The organism is Parasedimentitalea denitrificans, assembly GCF_011813015.1.
Classification (GTDB): Bacteria; Pseudomonadota; Alphaproteobacteria; order Rhodobacterales; family Rhodobacteraceae; genus Parasedimentitalea; species Parasedimentitalea denitrificans.
Genome location: NZ_QHLQ01000011.1, coordinates 33,680 through 52,381, shown reverse-complemented (window position 1 = coordinate 52,381; position 18,702 = coordinate 33,680). Strand labels below are relative to the sequence as shown.

General features: G+C 54.4%; 19 protein-coding genes. 11 read left to right on the top strand and 8 right to left on the bottom strand.

Features of this window, described 5'->3' with window-relative positions; translation table 11 throughout:
- Positions 1-59 precede the first annotated feature (59 nt).
- Together DL239_RS12225 and DL239_RS12220 are read right to left on the bottom strand one after the other, a co-directional pair.
- The gene (locus DL239_RS12225; protein ID WP_138164638.1) at positions 60-347 is read right to left on the bottom strand and encodes a co-chaperone GroES; all 288 of its coding nucleotides are present in this window, start codon (positions 345-347) and stop codon (positions 60-62) included.
- 145 nt (positions 348-492) lie between these two features.
- Positions 493-1,170 (bottom strand): DUF2161 domain-containing phosphodiesterase, encoded by a 678-nt coding sequence (locus tag DL239_RS12220; protein ID WP_167684377.1) that lies wholly within the window; start codon positions 1,168-1,170, stop codon positions 493-495.
- Between the two features lie 151 nt (positions 1,171-1,321).
- On the opposite strand from DL239_RS12220, the gene DL239_RS12215 reads away from it, so the two are divergent.
- From DL239_RS12215 to DL239_RS12205, 3 genes are all read left to right on the top strand, one after another.
- Positions 1,322-2,686 carry an ankyrin repeat domain-containing protein gene (locus DL239_RS12215; protein WP_167684376.1) on the top strand — a complete coding sequence of 455 codons (1,365 nt, stop codon included), beginning with the start codon at positions 1,322-1,324 and terminating at the stop codon, positions 2,684-2,686.
- A gap of 129 nt (positions 2,687-2,815) precedes the next feature.
- Positions 2,816-3,736, top strand: coding sequence for a manganese-dependent inorganic pyrophosphatase (locus tag DL239_RS12210; protein WP_167684375.1), 921 nt, complete (start codon positions 2,816-2,818; stop codon positions 3,734-3,736).
- A gap of 167 nt (positions 3,737-3,903) precedes the next feature.
- Complete coding sequence (locus DL239_RS12205) at positions 3,904-4,461, top strand: ankyrin repeat domain-containing protein (protein ID WP_167684374.1); 558 nt, start codon at positions 3,904-3,906, stop codon at positions 4,459-4,461.
- A gap of 104 nt (positions 4,462-4,565) precedes the next feature.
- Here DL239_RS12205 and DL239_RS12200 read toward each other — a convergent pair whose 3' ends face one another.
- The gene (locus tag DL239_RS12200; protein ID WP_206188446.1) at positions 4,566-6,179 is read right to left on the bottom strand and encodes a putative bifunctional diguanylate cyclase/phosphodiesterase; all 1,614 of its coding nucleotides are present in this window, start codon (positions 6,177-6,179) and stop codon (positions 4,566-4,568) included.
- Positions 6,180-6,766: 587 nt separating this feature from the next.
- On the opposite strand from DL239_RS12200, the gene DL239_RS12195 reads away from it, so the two are divergent.
- From DL239_RS12195 to DL239_RS12170, 6 genes are all read left to right on the top strand, one after another.
- Complete coding sequence (locus tag DL239_RS12195; RefSeq protein WP_167684372.1) at positions 6,767-7,642, top strand: TIGR01459 family HAD-type hydrolase; 876 nt, start codon at positions 6,767-6,769, stop codon at positions 7,640-7,642.
- A 100-nt stretch (positions 7,643-7,742) separates the two neighbouring features.
- Entirely contained in the window at positions 7,743-8,186 is a 444-nt protein-coding gene (locus tag DL239_RS12190; RefSeq protein ID WP_167684371.1) for a MaoC family dehydratase, read from the top strand.
- A gap of 163 nt (positions 8,187-8,349) precedes the next feature.
- The gene (locus tag DL239_RS12185) at positions 8,350-8,859 is read left to right on the top strand and encodes a hypothetical protein (protein WP_167684370.1); all 510 of its coding nucleotides are present in this window, start codon (positions 8,350-8,352) and stop codon (positions 8,857-8,859) included.
- A gap of 414 nt (positions 8,860-9,273) precedes the next feature.
- Positions 9,274-10,206: a bifunctional riboflavin kinase/FAD synthetase gene (locus tag DL239_RS12180; RefSeq protein ID WP_167684369.1), complete on the top strand. Its 933-nt coding sequence runs from the start codon at positions 9,274-9,276 to the stop codon at positions 10,204-10,206.
- Positions 10,203-10,673 (top strand): YcgN family cysteine cluster protein, encoded by a 471-nt coding sequence (locus DL239_RS12175; RefSeq protein WP_167684368.1) that lies wholly within the window; start codon positions 10,203-10,205, stop codon positions 10,671-10,673. Before DL239_RS12180 ends, DL239_RS12175 begins: the two co-directional genes overlap by 4 nt.
- Positions 10,673-11,707 (top strand): threonine aldolase family protein, encoded by a 1,035-nt coding sequence (locus DL239_RS12170; RefSeq protein WP_167684367.1) that lies wholly within the window; start codon positions 10,673-10,675, stop codon positions 11,705-11,707. The genes DL239_RS12175 and DL239_RS12170 overlap by 1 nt, the downstream gene beginning before the upstream one ends.
- A gap of 94 nt (positions 11,708-11,801) precedes the next feature.
- Here the strand turns inward: DL239_RS12170 and DL239_RS12165 are convergent, their stop codons facing one another.
- Together DL239_RS12165 and DL239_RS12160 are read right to left on the bottom strand one after the other, a co-directional pair.
- The gene (locus DL239_RS12165) at positions 11,802-12,605 is read right to left on the bottom strand and encodes an alpha/beta fold hydrolase (RefSeq protein WP_167684366.1); all 804 of its coding nucleotides are present in this window, start codon (positions 12,603-12,605) and stop codon (positions 11,802-11,804) included.
- Positions 12,605-13,204 (bottom strand): 2-hydroxychromene-2-carboxylate isomerase, encoded by a 600-nt coding sequence (locus DL239_RS12160; RefSeq protein ID WP_167684365.1) that lies wholly within the window; start codon positions 13,202-13,204, stop codon positions 12,605-12,607. Before DL239_RS12160 ends, DL239_RS12165 begins: the two co-directional genes overlap by 1 nt.
- A 108-nt stretch (positions 13,205-13,312) precedes the next feature.
- Between DL239_RS12160 and DL239_RS12155 the strand changes: the two genes are divergently transcribed.
- Both DL239_RS12155 and DL239_RS12150 read left to right on the top strand, forming a co-directional pair.
- Positions 13,313-14,335, top strand: a complete 1,023-nt coding sequence (locus tag DL239_RS12155) for a ribose-phosphate pyrophosphokinase (RefSeq protein WP_167684364.1) — start codon at positions 13,313-13,315, stop codon at positions 14,333-14,335.
- Between the two features lie 305 nt (positions 14,336-14,640).
- Positions 14,641-16,161 carry a PAS domain-containing protein gene (locus tag DL239_RS12150; RefSeq protein ID WP_167684363.1) on the top strand — a complete coding sequence of 507 codons (1,521 nt, stop codon included), beginning with the start codon at positions 14,641-14,643 and terminating at the stop codon, positions 16,159-16,161.
- A gap of 74 nt (positions 16,162-16,235) precedes the next feature.
- On the opposite strand, the gene DL239_RS12145 is transcribed toward DL239_RS12150, so the two are convergent.
- From DL239_RS12145 to atpD, 3 genes are all read right to left on the bottom strand, one after another.
- Positions 16,236-16,586 carry an H-type lectin domain-containing protein gene (locus DL239_RS12145; protein WP_167684362.1) on the bottom strand — a complete coding sequence of 117 codons (351 nt, stop codon included), beginning with the start codon at positions 16,584-16,586 and terminating at the stop codon, positions 16,236-16,238.
- A 245-nt stretch (positions 16,587-16,831) separates the two neighbouring features.
- Entirely contained in the window at positions 16,832-17,248 is a 417-nt protein-coding gene (locus tag DL239_RS12140) for a F0F1 ATP synthase subunit epsilon (RefSeq protein WP_158981270.1), read from the bottom strand.
- 11 nt (positions 17,249-17,259) lie between these two features.
- Entirely contained in the window at positions 17,260-18,684 is a 1,425-nt protein-coding gene (gene atpD, locus DL239_RS12135) for a F0F1 ATP synthase subunit beta (protein ID WP_167684361.1), read from the bottom strand.
- Positions 18,685-18,702: the final 18 nt, after the last annotated feature.

Here is an 18,702-nt window from a genome sequence, read left to right as displayed (position 1 = left end):
GTCTCTCCTCGAGAATATCTGTGTAGTTTAGCGAATTGGGATCAGAGAAGCCGGTGGGCTTACTCGATGATGCCCATGATGTCGCTTTCTTTCATCATCAACAGCTCTTCGCCGTCGACGGTGACTTCGGTGCCGGACCATTTGCCGAACAGGATGGTGTCGCCAGCTTTTACAGCCATTGCGATCAGCTCACCGCTGTCTTTGCGGGCGCCTTCACCAGTCGAGACAACTTGGCCTTCGCTTGGCTTTTCTTTGGCGCTTTCAGGGATGATCAATCCACCAGCTGTTTTTTCTTCGCTTTCCGTGCGGCGAACCAGCACGCGGTCATGAAGCGGTTTAAGTGCCATCTTTGATGCTCCTTAAGGCTCAAAGGTTGTTATCCTTAGGATCCCGTCGGTAATGTCGGGACCGTTATCACTCACACCAAGCGAGTGCTAACGAGGGATAGCTAGGCAGTGACTTGTCATGAGTCAATATCGCGATGGTTTTTTTTTACGGCTTGGCCCCATCCCAGCTGTATGCCCAGTGTTTTAAACCCTCTGAGCCCTGTTCAGTCAGCGCATATACGCCGGTTTCGACCTTCTCAAACCAACCATAATGGTTGTCACGCATTAACCCTGTTGCCTTGGCAACACCGGTGGCCGATGCGACATCCCTGCCCCGTGATGGGCTGTTTTCTGCCAAAAAAGCCGCACAGCGCAGGGCATCTTGGCGGTACCCTGTGACAATCCCATGACGCGTCGCACCGCCAGCATTGGGGTCGCCCTGCAACCGGTCAAATTCACGCAGCAGGCGGGTCTGTTTCTTTTTGGACTTGCGCGGCGCATAGGGGCCGGGGTCACATTGCACCTCAGCTCGGCCATCAGACAGCACGGTGATCAGGCCCAACCCCAACCGCCGCGACATCGCCAGATTGTCTTTCAGCATTCGTCGCGCCTGTTTACCCTTTGGCTTGGGCACCGCGATATATACCTGATCCGTCACCGACAGTCGGGTGATGGCCTGATGGAACAGCGACAGTGAAAACCGCAGCTTCAGCTCGACGATCACCGGGTCCTCATCCCCGCGCCGCGCCACTACATCTGCGGCGCCGACCTCACCTTTGACGGTATAGCCCTGACGTTCCAGCAATGCCTTGATCGGCGGGTATAATTGATCTTCTCGGTCCATAATCGGCACCCTATCCAGATGCAGCTCGGTGTAACACTCCCAATTCGACCTGCCCCCTTGACCAAAGGCAACATTCTTGCGCAACGTCCTGCGATCAACACTAACGCCCCTTCTGCTGAGCCACCGGAAGGCACGATGAAAGTCATGTTCCGTGATTAAAACTTCTCTTCTTTTATGCGCTGCTTACCTATCGCTTGCAGTACAGGCCGCTGCCAGTGACAGCCCCTGTACTGGATTTCAGTTTACCAACGACACGGCTGCTCAGTCCGAGGAGTTTTGGGTGAACGCCAGCGATGAAACGATCAAGGCCTGCATTGCTCAGTATGGCGTCGACGCATTATCCGAAGACGGATCACAGCCGCTGAACCTTGCAGCCTACTACCGCAAGACCTCAACAATCGTAGAGCACCTCATTCAATCCGGCGCAGATGTGGAACACAGATCCGAATTAGGACAGACACCGCTGTTAGAAGCCTCTTTTGGAAATGGATCAACACGTTCCATAGCAGCCTTGCTCGAAGCTGGGGCTGATGTGAACGCTCAAACGCCTGATGGCTGGACCCCTTTGCTATTCGCAGCAAGGGACAACCCAAAACCGGCGGATATCAGACTGCTGGTTGATGCTGGTGCCGACATAGAAGCAATGGCAGAGGATCAGTTCAGTGGCACACCGATAATGTGGTCTATTTTGAATTCCAATGCCGCAATCACCAAAGCATTGATCGATGCTGGCGCCAATCCCGACAGGCTAACACCCGAAGAATCCACCGCGTTTATTCTGGCCCTGAACGTTAAAGAATACCAACGCGCACTCCTACTCATCGACGCAGGAGTGGACCCACTGAATGGCATGTCTCCCGACGATGCATTCAGTTATGTTTCTCAGTTTGTAAGCGCCTACGACCGACCGCCACTCAAATTGATCAAAGCGATGCTGGATACTGGTGCCATTCAAAAGCCCGAACATAAGGGCGAGCTGATTTTTTCGGTCTTGAAAGACAGTTATCCCAATCTGGACCGCCAGTTATTTGAGCTCATAATGGAGAGAAAACTCACAATAGCTGACCCCAAAGGCAACTCTCTGCTGGTTGAGGCCATCGATGTCGAATTGTCAGCACAGGACATTATCCGGCTTGCCTCGCAGGGGGCTGATGTGAACAGACACAGCGCGCCCAAAAATGATTCCCTTGGTAAACCGGAATGGGAAACTCCGCTAACCCGCGCGGCGGGTCTCCAAGACGAAGACTATGCGCTGTCAGTTGTCAGAACCCTGATTTCCGCTTCAGCTCAGATCAACCGAACAAACAGCTCAGGTGATACCCCCCTTCACGAAGCCGTTTTTCGGGGGAACGCCAAGATCGCTAAATATCTCATCCAGAGCAATGCGCAGTTGAACCTGCGCAATGCAGCAGATGACACAGCCTATACTCAATACATCCGCTATATGACGTTTAGTAAAAAACCTATTCCACCCCACATGAAATCGGTTCTGAAGAAACTGGAAGCTTATAGGTGACAGCCCTCTAGTTGCGCCATGCACTCTGCGAATACCGGACTAACTGCCGCATTGCAGTGTCGCGGGGTGACATGTCTGTCCACCCTGCTATAAGGCGCTCAAACTCCCCGTTGTTATTAGGATCGCATGATGACCATCCAGATTTTTGGACATAAATCTCCCGACACAGACTCCACCGGTTCGCCCATCGTCTGGGCCTGGTACCTGAACGAGATCAAAGGCGTCGCCGCCGAGCCAAAACTGCTGGGTGAGCCAAACACCGAAGCGCTGTTCATGCTGGATCGTTGGAACCTGGATAAACCAGAAATCATCGCAGATGTTGCAGACGATCAGCCAGTGGTCATCGTTGACACCAACAACCCGGCCGAGCTTCCCGCCAACATCAATGGTGCCGACGTTCAGGCGATCATCGACCACCACAAACTGGTTGGCGGCCTGGAAACCAAAGGCCCGATCGACATCACCATCCGTCCGCTGGCCTGTACAGCCACTATCATGCTGGACCTGATCGGCGCTGATGCGGCCAAGATGCCAAAAGAGATCATGGCCGCTGCCCTGACCTGCATCCTGTCCGACACGCTGGAATTCCGCTCGCCTACCACCACCGACCATGACCGCGCCACAGCCGAAACGCTGGCCGCTGATCTGGATCTCGACATCGCCGAATACGCTGCCGAGATGTTTGCTGCGAAATCAGACGTCTCATCGTTCACAGATGCCGAACTGCTGCGCATGGATTCCAAAGAATACGCCGTGGACGGCACCAAGTTCCGTGTGTCTGTGCTGGAAACCACCGCACCCGGCGTAGTGCTGGACCGCAAGGCCAGCCTGGTAGAGAGCATGAAAACCGTTGCTTCTGAGGATGGTGTTGAGCAGGTTCTGCTGTTTGTCATCGACATCCTGAACGAAGAGGCCACCCTGCTGGTGCCTAACGATCTGGTTAAGACAGTCGCCGAGAAGAGCTTTGGTGCATCAGTCGACGGCGACACTGTTGTCCTGCCCGGCGTGATGAGCCGCAAAAAGCAGATCATTCCAAACCTGAAGGTCTGATACCTGCTCAGGCATCGCAAACAGGAAAGGCGCCCATGTGGCGCCTTTTTCTATTCTGGGGGCGCGGGATAGTCCCCTCACAAACTCATTGCCAGCTCGGAACCTCCAAGATTAAAATATGCGCAAGCCCGGCTATTTTGGGCAATCATATTTGAGAGGATGATCTGATGAGTAGATTTCTATTGGGATGCGTATCTGCGCTGGCTATGGCGGCATCCCTGGCCTTGGCTGATCAAGACTGCACAGACCTGTGCCAGGCGAGCTTCTATCAAACCGCAACTGTTGATACAGTCCAGCAAATGCTGGACCAGGGCGCCTTGGTTACAGCCACGGATTCCGCAGGCAAAACTCCGCTTCATTGGGTTGCCCAGGCCAGCCCCGATATCGTCGATGTACTGATTGCAGCGGGTGGGGATGTGAACGCCAAGGACGATCTGGGCCGCTCAGCGTTTCACTTTACTTCCGCAACCGCCAGCCCGGAAATCGTCACCTTGTTCATTCAGGCTGGGGCGGACGTGAACGGAAGAACCGCAAGTGATTGGACTCCGCTACATGGCGCAGCCAAGTTCGGATCACCCGAAAACATTCGTGTCCTGATAGAGGCCGGCGCCGATGCATCTCTGACAAACGAAATGGGAGAATCTCCGTTTGATCTTGCAACGACCAACGCGCGGATGAAGGACACCCCTGAGTTTGATGTGCTAGAAGAAGCAGCCAAACCGTAGCCTCGCACTCCTTCAGACAACCATAAAAAAGGCGCCCATGGGGCGCCTTTTTTGGTGACCTAGTCAATTTGACTTAGGCTAAAGTCTTTAAAATCATATCGCTTTCAAGCGGTTTTAGGCAATTGAACCGGTTCGATAACCTCTTGATCCTCGTTGCGATCTAGGTTCGACCATTTGGTTTCCAGCATCCAGTCAACCTCTTCCACCGCTAGTGGTTTAGCATAGTGGAAACCCTGCCCCAGCTGACAATCACGAGCACACAGATAGTCATGGTCCAGCTCACTTTCGATGCCCTCAGCTGTCACATCCAACTCCAGCCCATGCGCCATCGCTAGAATACCAGCGACGATTTTCTGGTTCTCAGGGCAGTCATTGATATTCGAAACAAAGCTACGGTCGATTTTGAGGCGGTCAAACGGCAGCGTCCGCAGGTTCGACAGGGACGAGAAACCAGTGCCGAAATCATCCAAGGCCAGTGAAACACCCAAGTCACGCAGTCGCTCGATTGAGGCCTTAGCCAGATCAAAGTCCAACATAATCGCGCTTTCAGTGATCTCTACTTCCAACCGCAGAGGGTCAAAACCAGTCTCGCGCAGAATTTTCTCCACCATATCGACTAGGTTCGGATCACGGAACTGAATGGGCGAGAAGTTCACAGCAACTTTCAACGATGAATCCCAGTGGCAGGCAGCCTTACAGGCCTTTTCCAACATGCTCCAACCCAACTCGGAAATCAGACCAATATCCTCGGCGATTTCGATAAAGATCTCGGGTGAGACCATTCCGCGTTCTGGATGTTTCCAGCGCGCCAGCGCCTCAAACCCACCCAGCTTGTCTGTGGCCATGTCGAACACTGGCTGGAAATACGGGACAATTTCCTTGTTGCGCACTGCAAGACGCAAGTCCTGCTCCAGCTGTCGGCGTTCTTTGGCAAGTTCATCCAGCTCGGCATCGTACCACGCAAACTGACCACGACCCGCTTTCTTGGCAGAATACAGCGCCTGATCTGCCAGTTGCAGCGCCTCGGATACGCCCTGCCCCAGAACAACCCGGGAAATTCCGATGCTTGTTCCTACCAGGACATTTTTACCGTCAATCCGGAAAGGTTTGCCAACAGCTGTCAGCAAACGGCGTGCTGTACGTTCCGCATGTTCAACCGTTGAACCGGGGGCCAAGGTGATCGCAAATTCATCACCACCCAGACGGGCAACAAAGTCGCCATCTTCGATCATCGCGTTGATACGCTTAGCGACCTCGGTCAGAACATAGTCGCCACCAGCGTGACCATGCAGATCGTTGACCGCCTTGAACCGGTCCAGATCCAACATCATCACCATGATGCCGTCTTCGCCATTTTCAGGAGCAGTCAATTCATCGATATGATCAGAAAAAGCACGACGATTTGCCAAACCTGTCAGGGCGTCATGGCGGGCAATTTTTTGCGCGGCCTGCTCGGCCTTGTCACGTTCACGAACGGCGCGGATCAGCTGGCGTGACTTTACAATCAGGAACCATGTCAGACCGACAACTGCATTCAGTACAAGTATGGCGAGCTCGTCCAGCTCCCAGTCTTCATGCGCACGGCTATATTCATAGAACCATTCCAGCAGCTCATATTCGGCACTGAGGGAAAACGTCAGCGCAGTGGTGAGGGCGATAAAAATCGGCGTCTTATGCTTTTTAAGAGTATCCAGCAGCTTGTGCAAAACGACCTCCATTTCAATTATGTTCATTCGCCCAGTTAAGCTACTTTAGGTCGGCTAAAAAATTGTTTATACAGTGCAGAGTGTTTTACGCTAATTTTACCACAAGATCATTGAATTTCGACCACACAGAAATTTTCCGCAACCGCCCCCAGCGCACGGCACCGATTCAAATGCTTGAAAAATAACTAAAATATCAAAAGCACGGCATCCAATCTCGGCTTCTCGAAGATATAAAGAAGTTGCTTTGTAAATATAATTTACGATGGGGCCAAACTCCAATTGCGACAACTCGCCACACTGTTAATTAAGTAAAGCCAAATATCATGTCAGGTTCATGTCAGGTTCATGTCAGTTTTTTCACCCTGAATGATTACCCGCACAACCACAGCGTTAGAATAAAAACTTAACCTATTCACAATTGGAATCACTTCGCATGCCAATTACACGATCTGGGTCACTGTGATTACTCTCCGCAACAAAACAGATACGTTGGAATCAAACGGTGCAATCTCTGTCCCTTGCCGAGCCCCATTTTCCACCATTGGCCTTTGGCCACGGGATGCTGCATATAGGTAGCAAGACCAACTCAAGGATACCCAATGTCTCAGATCATCACTGCCCTATCCGACGTTTCTTCACGCTATAAGGCGCTGTTTGTTGATCTTTGGGGCTGCGTCCACAACGGCATCACCGCCTATCCAGATGCAGTCGCCGCGTTACAGGCCTATCGCGCCGCCGGCGGGATTGTGGTTCTGGTCACCAACTCCCCTAAACCCCGCGCAGGCGTCGCCGAACAGTTGGGCCAGTTCAACGTCCCTGATGATGCCTATGACACCATCGCAACCTCGGGTGACTCCGCCCGGTCAGCCATGTTCCGCGGTGCCGTGGGGGAAAAGGTCTATTTCATGGGTGAATGGCAGCGTGACGCGGGGTTCTTTGAACCGCTGCACATTTTAGAAAACCCCACCAACATTCAACGGGTGCCACTGGCCGAGGCAGATGGCATCGTATGCTGTGGCCCAAACGATCCAATGGCAGACCCGGATGTGAACCGCCCCGATTTCCTATACGCCAAGCAAAAGGGCCTGAAACTGCTTTGCGCCAATCCCGACATTGTGGTCGATCGCGGCGAAACCCGCGAGTGGTGTGCGGGGGCCGTTGCGCGGCTTTATACTGAAATGGGCGGAGAAAGCCTGTATTTCGGCAAGCCGCACCCTCCGATCTATGATCTGGCCCGCCGTCGGTTGCTGGAACTAGGCCACGACATCCCCGACGCCGATATTCTGGCCATTGGCGATGGCCCCCATACCGACATCTCTGGCGGCACAGGCGAAGGCATCGACACCCTGTTCATTTCAGGTGGGCTGGCCGCAAAAGAGACCAAAACCGCGCCACAACCTGATCCCGAAGCGCTGAAGGCCTACCTAGAGCAGGAAGGTTCGACCCCAACCTATACGATTGGATTGCTGCGCTAGACCGATTGGCTCTTGATTTTCTGCGACTGCGAAGTAATAAAGTTGCGAAACGTTCAGATTTGACGTTTGATTATTTCAAGGGCATCGAATCGGAGGCACTATGTTGGACAACCAGCCACGCGGCACCATCTGCATCGAAGACATCGAAATGGGCATGACCCGGTCGCTGCAAAAGGTAGTGACGGATCGCGACATTGAATTGTTTGCCGAGGTTTCGACCGATCATAATCCGGTGCATTTGGACGATGACTATGCCCGCGACACCATCTTTCAGGGTCGTATTGCCCATGGAATGCTAACCGCCGGGTTGATCTCGGCGGTGATTGGCGAACAGCTGCCCGGACATGGCACCGTCTACATGGGGCAGTCACTAAAGTTCCTGGCCCCGGTACGCCCCGGTGATATGGTCTATGCCGAGGTCAAGGTGATCGACATCGACGTCGCCAAGCGCCGTGTCAAACTGGATTGCCACTGCAGTATCGACAATAAGAAAGTCCTGATCGGAGAGGCCATGGTACTGGCCCCCTCGCGCAAGTTTGATTGATCCGATAGCGGTGCGTGCCACCACGCGCCTTACCCTTGTGGCAAACAAGCGTTTAACTGCCGATTGTTGCAAATCCGGTTGCCTCTTTCCTTCTCTTCATTACGGTCCTGCATGTCCGGCACCTATTCCGCCGGGGCAGGAATTACCTTTATGAGGACTAGACATGTTTCACCTAAAGACTCTCTTTATCAGCGCAGCCATGGCTGGCTTGGCCACAGTTTCCAGTGCCGGCGACGCACCGTTTATCCAATATGGCGAAGCAGAAGGCTGGATCGTTTTTGTCGACACAGAAAAGAAATCATGCCTGATTGAGAAGTCAGATGATCTGGGCCACGTGGTGCAGATGGGGCTGACCAAGGACCGTGGCGTTGGCTATGTCGGCGTATTCACCACCGCTGAGACGGATATCAAACGCAATGACACTCAGGCGATTTTGATCTCGCTGGACGGCAACCTGTACGCCGGTGAGGCAAAAGGCATGCGCGGCAATATCACCAAGGGCTATACCGGTGGATATGTCCTGTCTGACGATCCGCAGTTTGTCGACGATCTGGCCCGTAAACATGTCATGAGCGTGTTCCCAGAAAAGGCCTATGGCTTCTCGGTTAATCTTGCCGGGACCTACAAGGCCATCGAAATGGCCCGCGCCTGTAACCAAGAGCAACTGGGCTGACCCCGTACATTACATGAACGTGCCCAGAAACTGAGCACGTTGAATCGCCGTCCCAAGGGTCTTGGGGCGGTGCTTTCGTTTTCGTGGTTGGCCTGTTTGCTTTCAGGTGAATGAAATAGCGGCGCCGCTATATGCGGAAATCGGAACGGGACGTTACCCCCGCCCGGCCTAACCGGTTGGTCGGAGCCCATGCCATAGGGCCCTGCTTCCTGCCTGTACGACGCGGGGCGCGTAACTGCCCAACGAAGGATCGATCAAGCGCAAGAATGACTGGCGAAACTGAGAATTGGGTGAATGGGGCGAACGGTGAGTTAATCCATTCAACCCGCGAAACAGCTCTGGGCCAATAGGCCCATATCTCTGATCGCAAACACGCGACTTGAACAGGCTGTCCACTGCGGGTACGGATGCCAAATGCGCATCATCCGAGACACTCAGTTTATAGAACCCCAAGACCGCGGCGCCAGCGTTGCGATTGGCAATTTCGACGGCGTCCATCGCGGCCATCAGTCAGTTATTGATCTGGCCCGTCAGGCCGCGCCGGACGCGCCGCTGGGTGTCATGACATTTGAGCCCCATCCGCGTGAGTATTTCGCGCCGGATGCTCCTCCATTTCGGTTGATGTCCCCCGAGGCCCGTGCTTCGCGCCTCGAGAAGCTGGGTGTGGACCACCTGTATCAGCTGAACTTTAACGTAGCCCTGTCCAGCCTAACCCCCGAGGAATTCGCGCGGGATGTGATTGCTGAGGGCCTAGGCCTAGCGCATGTGGTGGTTGGTGCAGATTTCTGCTTTGGCAAAGGCCGCAGTGGCTCGCCGCAGGACCTGCAACGTTTCGGCGAGCAGTACGGCTTTGGCGTTACCATTGCGCCACTGATGGAATATTCCGAACACACTGTATCCTCGACCGCAATCCGCACCGCGCTAAGCGAGGGTCGTCCCGGCGATGCCGCTGCTATGCTAAGCCATTGGCACCGGATCGAAGGTGAGGTTATCGGCGGTGAACAACGCGGCCGCGAGCTGGGCTTTCCCACCGCCAACATGTCAATTGACGGCCTGCACCCGCCTGCCTTTGGCGTCTATGCGGTACTGGTGGATGTGCTGGATGGCCCCCATGCGGGCAGCTATCACGGCGCCGCATCCATGGGGATACGGCCAATGTTTGACGGCGATCACCCAAATCTGGAAACTTTCATCTTTGATTTCTCGGGCGATCTATATGGATCAACCCTATCGGTCGGTCTGGTCGAATTCCTGCGGCCTGAATTGAAATTTGACGGGCTGGACGCTTTGATCGAGCAGATGAATGCCGACTGTGCTCGTGCCCGCGAAATACTGGCCAAGATATGACTGACGCGATTGATCGAGGCGGGCTTGCCAAGCGGTTCTGGGAGAAGAAACCGCTGAACAAGATGAACCAGAAAGAGTGGGAAGCGCTCTGTGATGGTTGCGGCAAGTGTTGTCTGAACAAGCTGGAAGACGAGGACAGTGGCGAAGTTGCTTTGACCCGGGTCGCCTGTCGTCTGCTGGACGATGCAACTTGCTTGTGCGCTCAGTATGAAATCCGCCACAACTTTGTGCCCGAATGCATTGTGCTAAAGCCAAGCAATCTAGACACTCACGCCTATTGGATGCCACAAACCTGCGCCTACCGTTTGTTATGGGAGGGCAAACCCCTGCCCGACTGGCATCCTCTGCTCACCGGAACGCCCGACAGCGTGCATGACGCCGGGGTCTCAGTCAAAGGCTGGACTGTTTCAGAATTCGAAACCCCAGAAGAAGACTGGGAAGACCATATCATTGAGGAACCAATCTGATGCATTTTGCCTCTGACAACTCTGGCCCTGTCCATCCACATGTACTGGAGGCCCTGACAGAGGCCAATACTGGCTATGCCATTGGCTATGGCGCAGATGCCCAAATGGACAGGCTGCGTGACAAGCTGCGTGAGGTGTTTGAGGCACCCGAGGCTGCGGTCTATCTGGTTGCCACCGGCACCGCCGCCAATGCATTGGCACTGGCCACTCTGAGCCAGCCTTATCAGACGGTATTCTGTTCCGACGTGGCGCACATCCACGAGGATGAGTGCAACGCGCCTGAGTTCTATTCGGGTGGCGCCAAGCTGACCCTCGTGCCTTGTGGTGACAAAATGACCCCGCAGGGCCTGCGCACAGCAATTGAAAAAGAAGAAAACCGCGGAGTCCACGGCCCTCAGCGTGGCCCAGTGGCGATCAGCCAAGTGACCGAGCGCGGCTCAGTCTATTCTTTGGCAGAACTACAAGCCCTGACTGCTGTGGCTGCTGAATACAACCTGCCGGTACATCTGGACGGCGCACGTTTTGCCAATGCCATGGTCTCGCTAGGCTGCACTGCCGCCGAGATGAGCTGGAAAGCCGGTGTGGACGCAGTCAGCTTTGGCGGCACCAAGAACGGCTGTATGGGCGTTGAAGCGGTTATCTTCTTTGACCCAAAACATGCTTGGGAATTCGAATTGCGCCGCAAACGTGGGGCGCATCTGTTTTCCAAGAACCGCTTTTTGGCAGCGCAGATGTTGGCCTATGTGACTGACGATCTGTGGCTGGGCAACGCCCGCAAGGCCAATGCCAACAGCACCTATCTGGCTGAAGGATTGCGCAAAGCAGGGGCTGAGTTCTTGCACAAGCCCGAGGCCAACATGATCTTTGCCTCGCTACCCCGCGCCAGCCACCAGCGCGCATTTGACGCTGGCGCGTCCTATCACCTATGGGATGGACCTCTGGAAGGCCTTGGAGACGAGATGATCGGCGCGCGGTTTGTCTGCGACTGGTCGATCAGCGCAGCTCAGATTGATCAGTTTCTAGCGTTGATCTGAAACTGCGGTCGAGGGATGGGGGCCAGCCCCCAAACCCCCAGGATATTTTGAGCCAGATGAAGGGCAGATCCTTTTGGAGGAACTGCTTGGGCTTCTATACGGCCCATAGTGCCCTCAGTTCGGCGGCCACCTCGGCGGGGTGTGAGATCGACACCATGTGACCTGCCCCTTCGATGACGGCGACGCGGGCATTGGGCAACTGTGCTAGCAAACCTGCGTTGACGGATGGGATCACCGGGTTGGTCTCAGCACCATGCAGCAACAGAACTGGCATGGTGAGGGCGTCTGCCCCACCCAGAGCAAGCAGGCCAGCACGATCCGTCAGGATCGCCGGATCGCAGAACGGCACAATTTCTATCGCCCGTGTCATGGCTGCCCGAGTGGGTTCGGGAAGGTCTGGCCATTTTGGCGCGCCAGAGCTCCACATTCGGTTGAACAAGCGTGCCGCCAGGGCCGGGTTTCCACCCAGCAAGGCCTCGATGAAGGGTTGGTTATGCTCGCCCAGATCCGTCACCAACGACGGATCTTTGGCTGCTGCAAAAAACACCGGCTCGATCAACGTCAGGCTACGCACCAGTTCCGGCTGCCGAAGTGCCATCTGCAGCGCCACGGTGGCACCAAAAGAATGCCCGATAAGATCCATTGGCTGGGTCAGCAGCGACAACCCCGCCTCAACGTTGCGATCCTGAAAATCACCCTGGTGGTCCCAATCCGGGCTTTTACCGTGGGTCAGCAGGTCAAATGCGGTGAGCGTGACCTTGTCCAAGAGTTCTGCGGCCAGTCCACGCCAGGCGCCGGAATGAGCCAGTGAGCAATGCACGGCCAACACTGGCCTGGCGCCTGACCCAAAGTCTCGAATGAACACTGGTTGTGGTAATGTAGAGAAGGCCTTGTTCACTATGCGTTATCCGACAAATACTGATCCAAATCTTCCAGCCGGTCCTGCCCCCAAAACCTGGCCCCGTCATCGGTGATGTAAAACGGTGCGCCAAACACACCGGCACTAACTGCATCCTCGAGGTTCTGCGCATAGGTCTCGGCGCCGGTCAGCAATCCGCTATCAGCCAGCGCTGGGTCGAAACCGGCGCTTTCGAGACAGGCGCGGATCACATCATCCTCGGCGATGTTCTTTTCCTCGGCCCAGACAGCACGGGTAAAGGCGTGGTGCAATTTGCCCAAGTCTCCGCCACCAGCATTTTGGGCTGCAATGAAGGCATAAGAGGACGGAGCCGGATTGGTTGGCCAAAAGGAAGGCTTCAGGTTCAGGGGCATTCCAAGTTTTTTGGCTTGGCGTTCCATTTCAATCAAACGGTATTCCTGCCGCGACGGATGGCGATCCTTTGGGGGCTGCCCGCCGGTGCGGCCAAAAAGGGCAGCAATATCCAGCGGTTTGTAGTCGACATTCGCCCCATGCTTGGTGGCGATCTCTTCCAGCCGGGTGCCCGCCAGATATGTATAGGGCGACAGGGTGGAAAAGTAGAAACGGATCTGGGTCATTTTGGCATACTCCTGCCTAAGAACTTTGCCCGACGCTACGCCCATGCTAAGCGGTGTTCAATATCACGAATCTGTCACATTGCTCTGCTGCCTGGGGATTATCAGCTCATGCCGACACTAAACGAACCCAAACTCATATCTGGGAACGCAAACCCGCCTTTGGCCGAGGCGATCAGTCGCCGCATGAGCCTGCATCGCGGCATTGACCAGAACCTGGTTGATGCCCGCGTTGAGCGATTCAACGATGGTGAGATCTTTGTTGAGGTCTATGAGAACGTCCGGGGCGAGGACATGTTCATCATTCAGCCGACATCGAACCCGGCCAATGATAACCTGATGGAACTGCTGATCATTTCAGACGCGTTGCGCCGGTCATCAGCGCAGCGGATCACTGCTGTGATCCCCTACTTTGGTTATGCCCGCCAGGACCGCCGCACCAAGGCGCGGACACCGATCACCTCTAAACTGGTAGCCAACATGCTGGTCGAGGCCGGCATCGAGCGGGTCTTGACCATGGACTTGCACGCTGCGCAGATTCAGGGCTTTTTCGACATTCCTGTCGACAACCTCTATGCCAGCCCAATCTTTGCACTGGACGTTAAGAACCAGTTCAAGGACCGCATGGACGAGCTGATGGTGGTATCGCCTGACGTGGGCGGTGTTGCCCGCGCACGTGAACTGGCCAAGCGTATCAACGCACCGCTGTCGATCGTTGACAAACGTCGCGGCAAGCCGGGCGAAGTGGCTGAGATGACTGTTATTGGCGATGTCAAAGACAAGATCTGCCTGATCATCGACGACATGTGCGACACGGCTGGCACCCTATGCAAGGCGGCGCAGATTCTGCTGGATAACGGCGCCAAAGAAGTGCACGCCTATATCACCCACGGTGTGATGAGCGGCCCTGCGGTCGAACGCGTAACCAACTCTGTTATGAAATCGCTGGTGCTGACGGATTCAATTCAGCCGACCGAGGCGGTTCTGAACACACCCAACATCCGCATTCTGCCAACTGCACCGCTGTTTACACAGGCGATCCTGAACATCTGGCACGGTACATCTGTTTCGTCGCTGTTTGACGACAAGACGCTAATCCCGATCTACGAGTCGCTGTATTCAAATAATATCTGATTGCGGCCTATAGCCTAGTCAAAGAGCCCGTGCAGGTGACTGCGCGGGTTTTTTCCTTTTGGCATAGATGTTGTTCCGAGGGCTCTGGTCAAGGCAACAGATCAATCGACATCGATACGAACCAGTTTGGCGTTCACGTAGTCTGAGGTGAACCAGTTCTTTGTCGTTGTCATCATTGCGCTCGAAAACTCTAACGACTGACCAAATTCAGTAAAAAATTGCGACTATTCCTTTCCTTCTAGGTCCACAAATACATCTGTAAGATTCACGTAACTGAAATTCATGTTCTACAGAGGTGTAATGAGGTGAAACACCCTCATGAAGATCCGGTCTTCCGGAAAATTACTGACTTGGTGCCGCAGGAGTTTACCAAAGCTCTGGCTGAAGCCGGTACAGGCTTGTGGCTATGGGATATCAAGGCAGATCAGTTGGACCTCAGCCAGGGGATGATTCATCTGACCGGCATGAAAGAGCTACGTAGCGGTCATCGTATGGATGTGCTGCATGGGCTCATGCACCCAGAAGACATCGAAACCATTCAAGCAACAACACGCCGTCTTTTTGAAGGGGGTAAACGCTACGAAACGTTGTGCAGGATGAGGCATCACTCTGGTCATTACGCCTGGGCAAATACCTATGGTTCATTGGTAACGGACGACAATGGTGAGCCGCAATACATGATTGGTATCGTGCGGGTCAGAGACGAACTAACACGCGCTAAACGTGATCTGCGACATGCCGAAGACATGGCCAAGTTGGGGACGTGGTCCGTTGACATTGCAACGGACGAATTGGTTTGGTCTCAAGGAGTCTACAAAATTCTCGGCTTTGAGCCGCTGAGTTTTCAACCAGCTTTGGACTATGCGCAAAAATTGCGGGCTAAGGAAGACCGCGCCGCAATTGAAGGTCTCATTAACGAAGCGGTGAAGGAGAAATACCCATTCGAATATCGAACGCGCGTCCCCCATACCAGCGGTGAAGAGGTCCACATCAAGGTGAATGGGGACGTTGAAATCGGTGTCAACGGAGAACCAGTCTCCTACTTTGGTACGGTTCAGGACATCACCTCTGATGTCCGGCGCGACGAACAGATCCGGCACTCGCAAAAGCTAGAAACAATTGGCAAGCTCACCGGTGGAATTGCACATGATTTCAACAACCTGTTGGCTGTGATTCTTGCCAGCCTCGAGCTAGTGAAGGATGACGTAGAAGACAGTGAGGTCACCGAATTAATAGAGACGGCCATTCAGGCGACTCAGAGAGGCGTTGAATTGACCGCCAGCATGCTGAGCTTTGCTCGGCGGGCTAACTTGGCCCCCCAAAGCCTAGATCTGAATTCTGTTGTCCAAAAGATAAGAAACTGGATCGTTCGTACGCTACCCCAGAACATCAGTATTGAAACCTCGTTGCAGGATGGGTTGTGGACAATCTCTGCAGACCCGGGTTCAACCGAAAACGCGTTGCTAAATCTGATAGTAAATGCACGCGACTCTATGCCTGAAGGCGGCCAGCTGACAATTGCAACCTTCAACATAAACATTGATGATGACTTTGTTTCCCAGAGGAATGAGAAGGTCACCCCAGGTCGCTACGTCGTGTTGACCATCAGAGATACTGGCGAGGGCATGCCCGCGGACGTTCTAAAGGAAATCTATGAGCCATTTTTCACAACCAAGGCACCCGGAGAAGGATCCGGGCTGGGGTTGTCAATGGTGCAGGGTTTCATGCTCCAGTCAGACGGAACGGTTCAGGTGTTTTCTGAGCCTGGGATCGGTACGACATTTGAACTGTATTTCAAAGCTTTGAGCACGGGAAATGACAAATAGCCCAGTCATCTCTTGAGGCTCCGGAGGCAAGGAATTTGACTTAGTCGCCTCGTACGGCAGGCGCCACAGCGGCCCTACTCCACGTCCCAGTCGTCCTCAAACGGCAGTTCTCCAATCGCCATCCAGGACGCGCGCAGGCGGGCTATGCGGCTGTCGGACCATGTGCGGAATACGATATCAAAACCAGTTGAGGTCACATTCTCAGCTACCAAATCAGCGCGGATAGCGGCTGTTGTGTCCATGTCCCACAGTGATACGGATACCTGCACTGACGGTGGCGAGGAAAACTCCCCGTCAAAGCGAACCGACTTGCGGCGTTCGCGTTTGCCTGAGCCGGTCCACATTGCACCGCCTTCTTCAAACTCGGCAAAAACCATCACGTCGCCCTGGCAAATTCCAGTGCGTGGGTTTCTCAATCGCTTCATGTCGTGCCTAATCCGTTATTCACTGTTGAAACTATTACAATATTTTGTGGAGCCTTGGGAAATAAACCGTTAAACCAACTTCTCTTTTCGAACAGCACCAATACAGCCGCTAGGCGACCTGAAATGCAACCCAATCTGGCGTTCGCGAACATGACATGGCGCTTTTGCGCCGACTTTCTGCAAACCCAATGAAAAAACCGGCCCGCATGTGGGGCCGGCTTCTAAATCGTTCAAGTACATAAACCTTACAGGTTGATGTGCTCGCCCAGTGCTTCCATGTCCGCCAGCAGTTTGGTGGCGTCGTCAACCAGGGTGTGATGCTCTTCCTTGGTCTCGTGCGCTGCTGCCTGAGCTGCGCGAGCAGCCTCGATCAGCTCGTCCAGGTGATCACGGGTCATTTCAGTTACCGGAATGGCTTTTTCAGCCAGAACCGACAGACCTTCAGAACCGATTTCAGCAAAACCGCCCGACACAACATAGTCCGAGTTGCCTTCGGGGCTTTCGACCCGAAGCAGACCTGGACGCAGTGTGGTGATGGTTGGCGCATGCATCGGCATAGCCGTCATGTCACCATCCGCACCCGGAATTTGAACCGCGGTCACCTGAAGCGAAGCTAGGCTTCGCTCCGGGCTCACGAGGTCGAATTGCATGGTATCAGCCATTACGACCCTCCTTAGGCCGCGTCAGCAGCCATTTTCTCGGCTTTTGCGATCACTTCGTCGATGCCGCCAACCATGTAGAAGGCGCCTTCGGGCAGGTGATCGTATTCGCCAGCCACAACAGCTTTGAACGACGCGATAGTGTCTTCCAGCGGAACCTGCTTACCGTCAGCGCCGGTAAAGATTTTCGCAACGTCAAACGGCTGCGACAGGAAGCGCTCGATCTTACGTGCACGTGCAACAGCCAGTTTGTCTTCTTCTGACAGTTCGTCCATGCCCAAAATCGCGATGATGTCCTGAAGCGATTTGTAACGCTGCAGAATCTGCTGAACGTCAGTCGCTACAGTGTAGTGCTCGTCACCGATAACCAGTGGATCCAGCAGACGCGAAGTCGAACCCAGCGGGTCAACAGCAGGGTAGATACCCTTTTCCGAGATCGCACGGTCCAGAACGGTTGTCGCGTCCAGGTGAGCAAACGAAGTCGCAGGTGCAGGGTCAGTCAAGTCATCCGCAGGTACGTACACGGCCTGAACCGAAGTAATCGAACCGGACTTGGTTGACGAGATGCGTTCCTGCATCGCACCCATGTCGGTGGCCAGTGTTGGCTGGTAACCCACAGCGGATGGAATACGACCCAGCAGCGCCGAAACTTCGGAACCAGCCTGAGTAAAGCGGAAGATGTTGTCCACGAAGAACAGAACGTCCGAACCGGATTCGTCGCGGAACTGTTCCGCCAGGGTCAGACCCGACAGAGCAACACGCATACGCGCACCTGGAGGCTCGTTCATCTGGCCATAAACCAGAGCAATCTTGGATTTCTCCAGATCGTCAGGAACGATAACGCCGGATTCGATCATCTCGTGGTACAGGTCGTTACCTTCACGAGTACGCTCACCAACACCCGCGAACACGGACACACCCGAGTGCACCTTCGCAATGTTGTTGATCAGTTCCATGATCAAAACGGTTTTACCAACACCGGCACCACCGAACAGACCAATTTTACCACCTTTGGTGTAAGGCGCCAGCAGGTCGATGACCTTAATACCGGTGGTCAGGATCTCAGTCGCAGTCGACTGCTCGGAGAACGCCGGAGCGTCGCCGTGGATCGCACGGGTTTCAGTCGCAGCGACTTCGCCCTTTTCGTCAACGGCTTCGCCGATAACGTTCATGATGCGGCCCAGGGTCGCGTTACCAACTGGTACCGAGATAGGAGCGCCAGTGTCTGTTACGCCCGCGCCACGGACCAGACCTTCGGTCGCGTCCATCGCAATTGTACGTACAGTGTTTTCGCCCAGGTGCTGAGCAACTTCCAGCACCAGGTTTTTGCCATTGTTGTCTGTGTTCAGCGCGTTCAGGATTTCCGGCAGGTCATCCTCGAACTGTACGTCAACAACGGCGCCAATGACCTGAGTCACTTTGCCTTTTGCATTAGCCATGTTTCGTCTCCGGTTGTC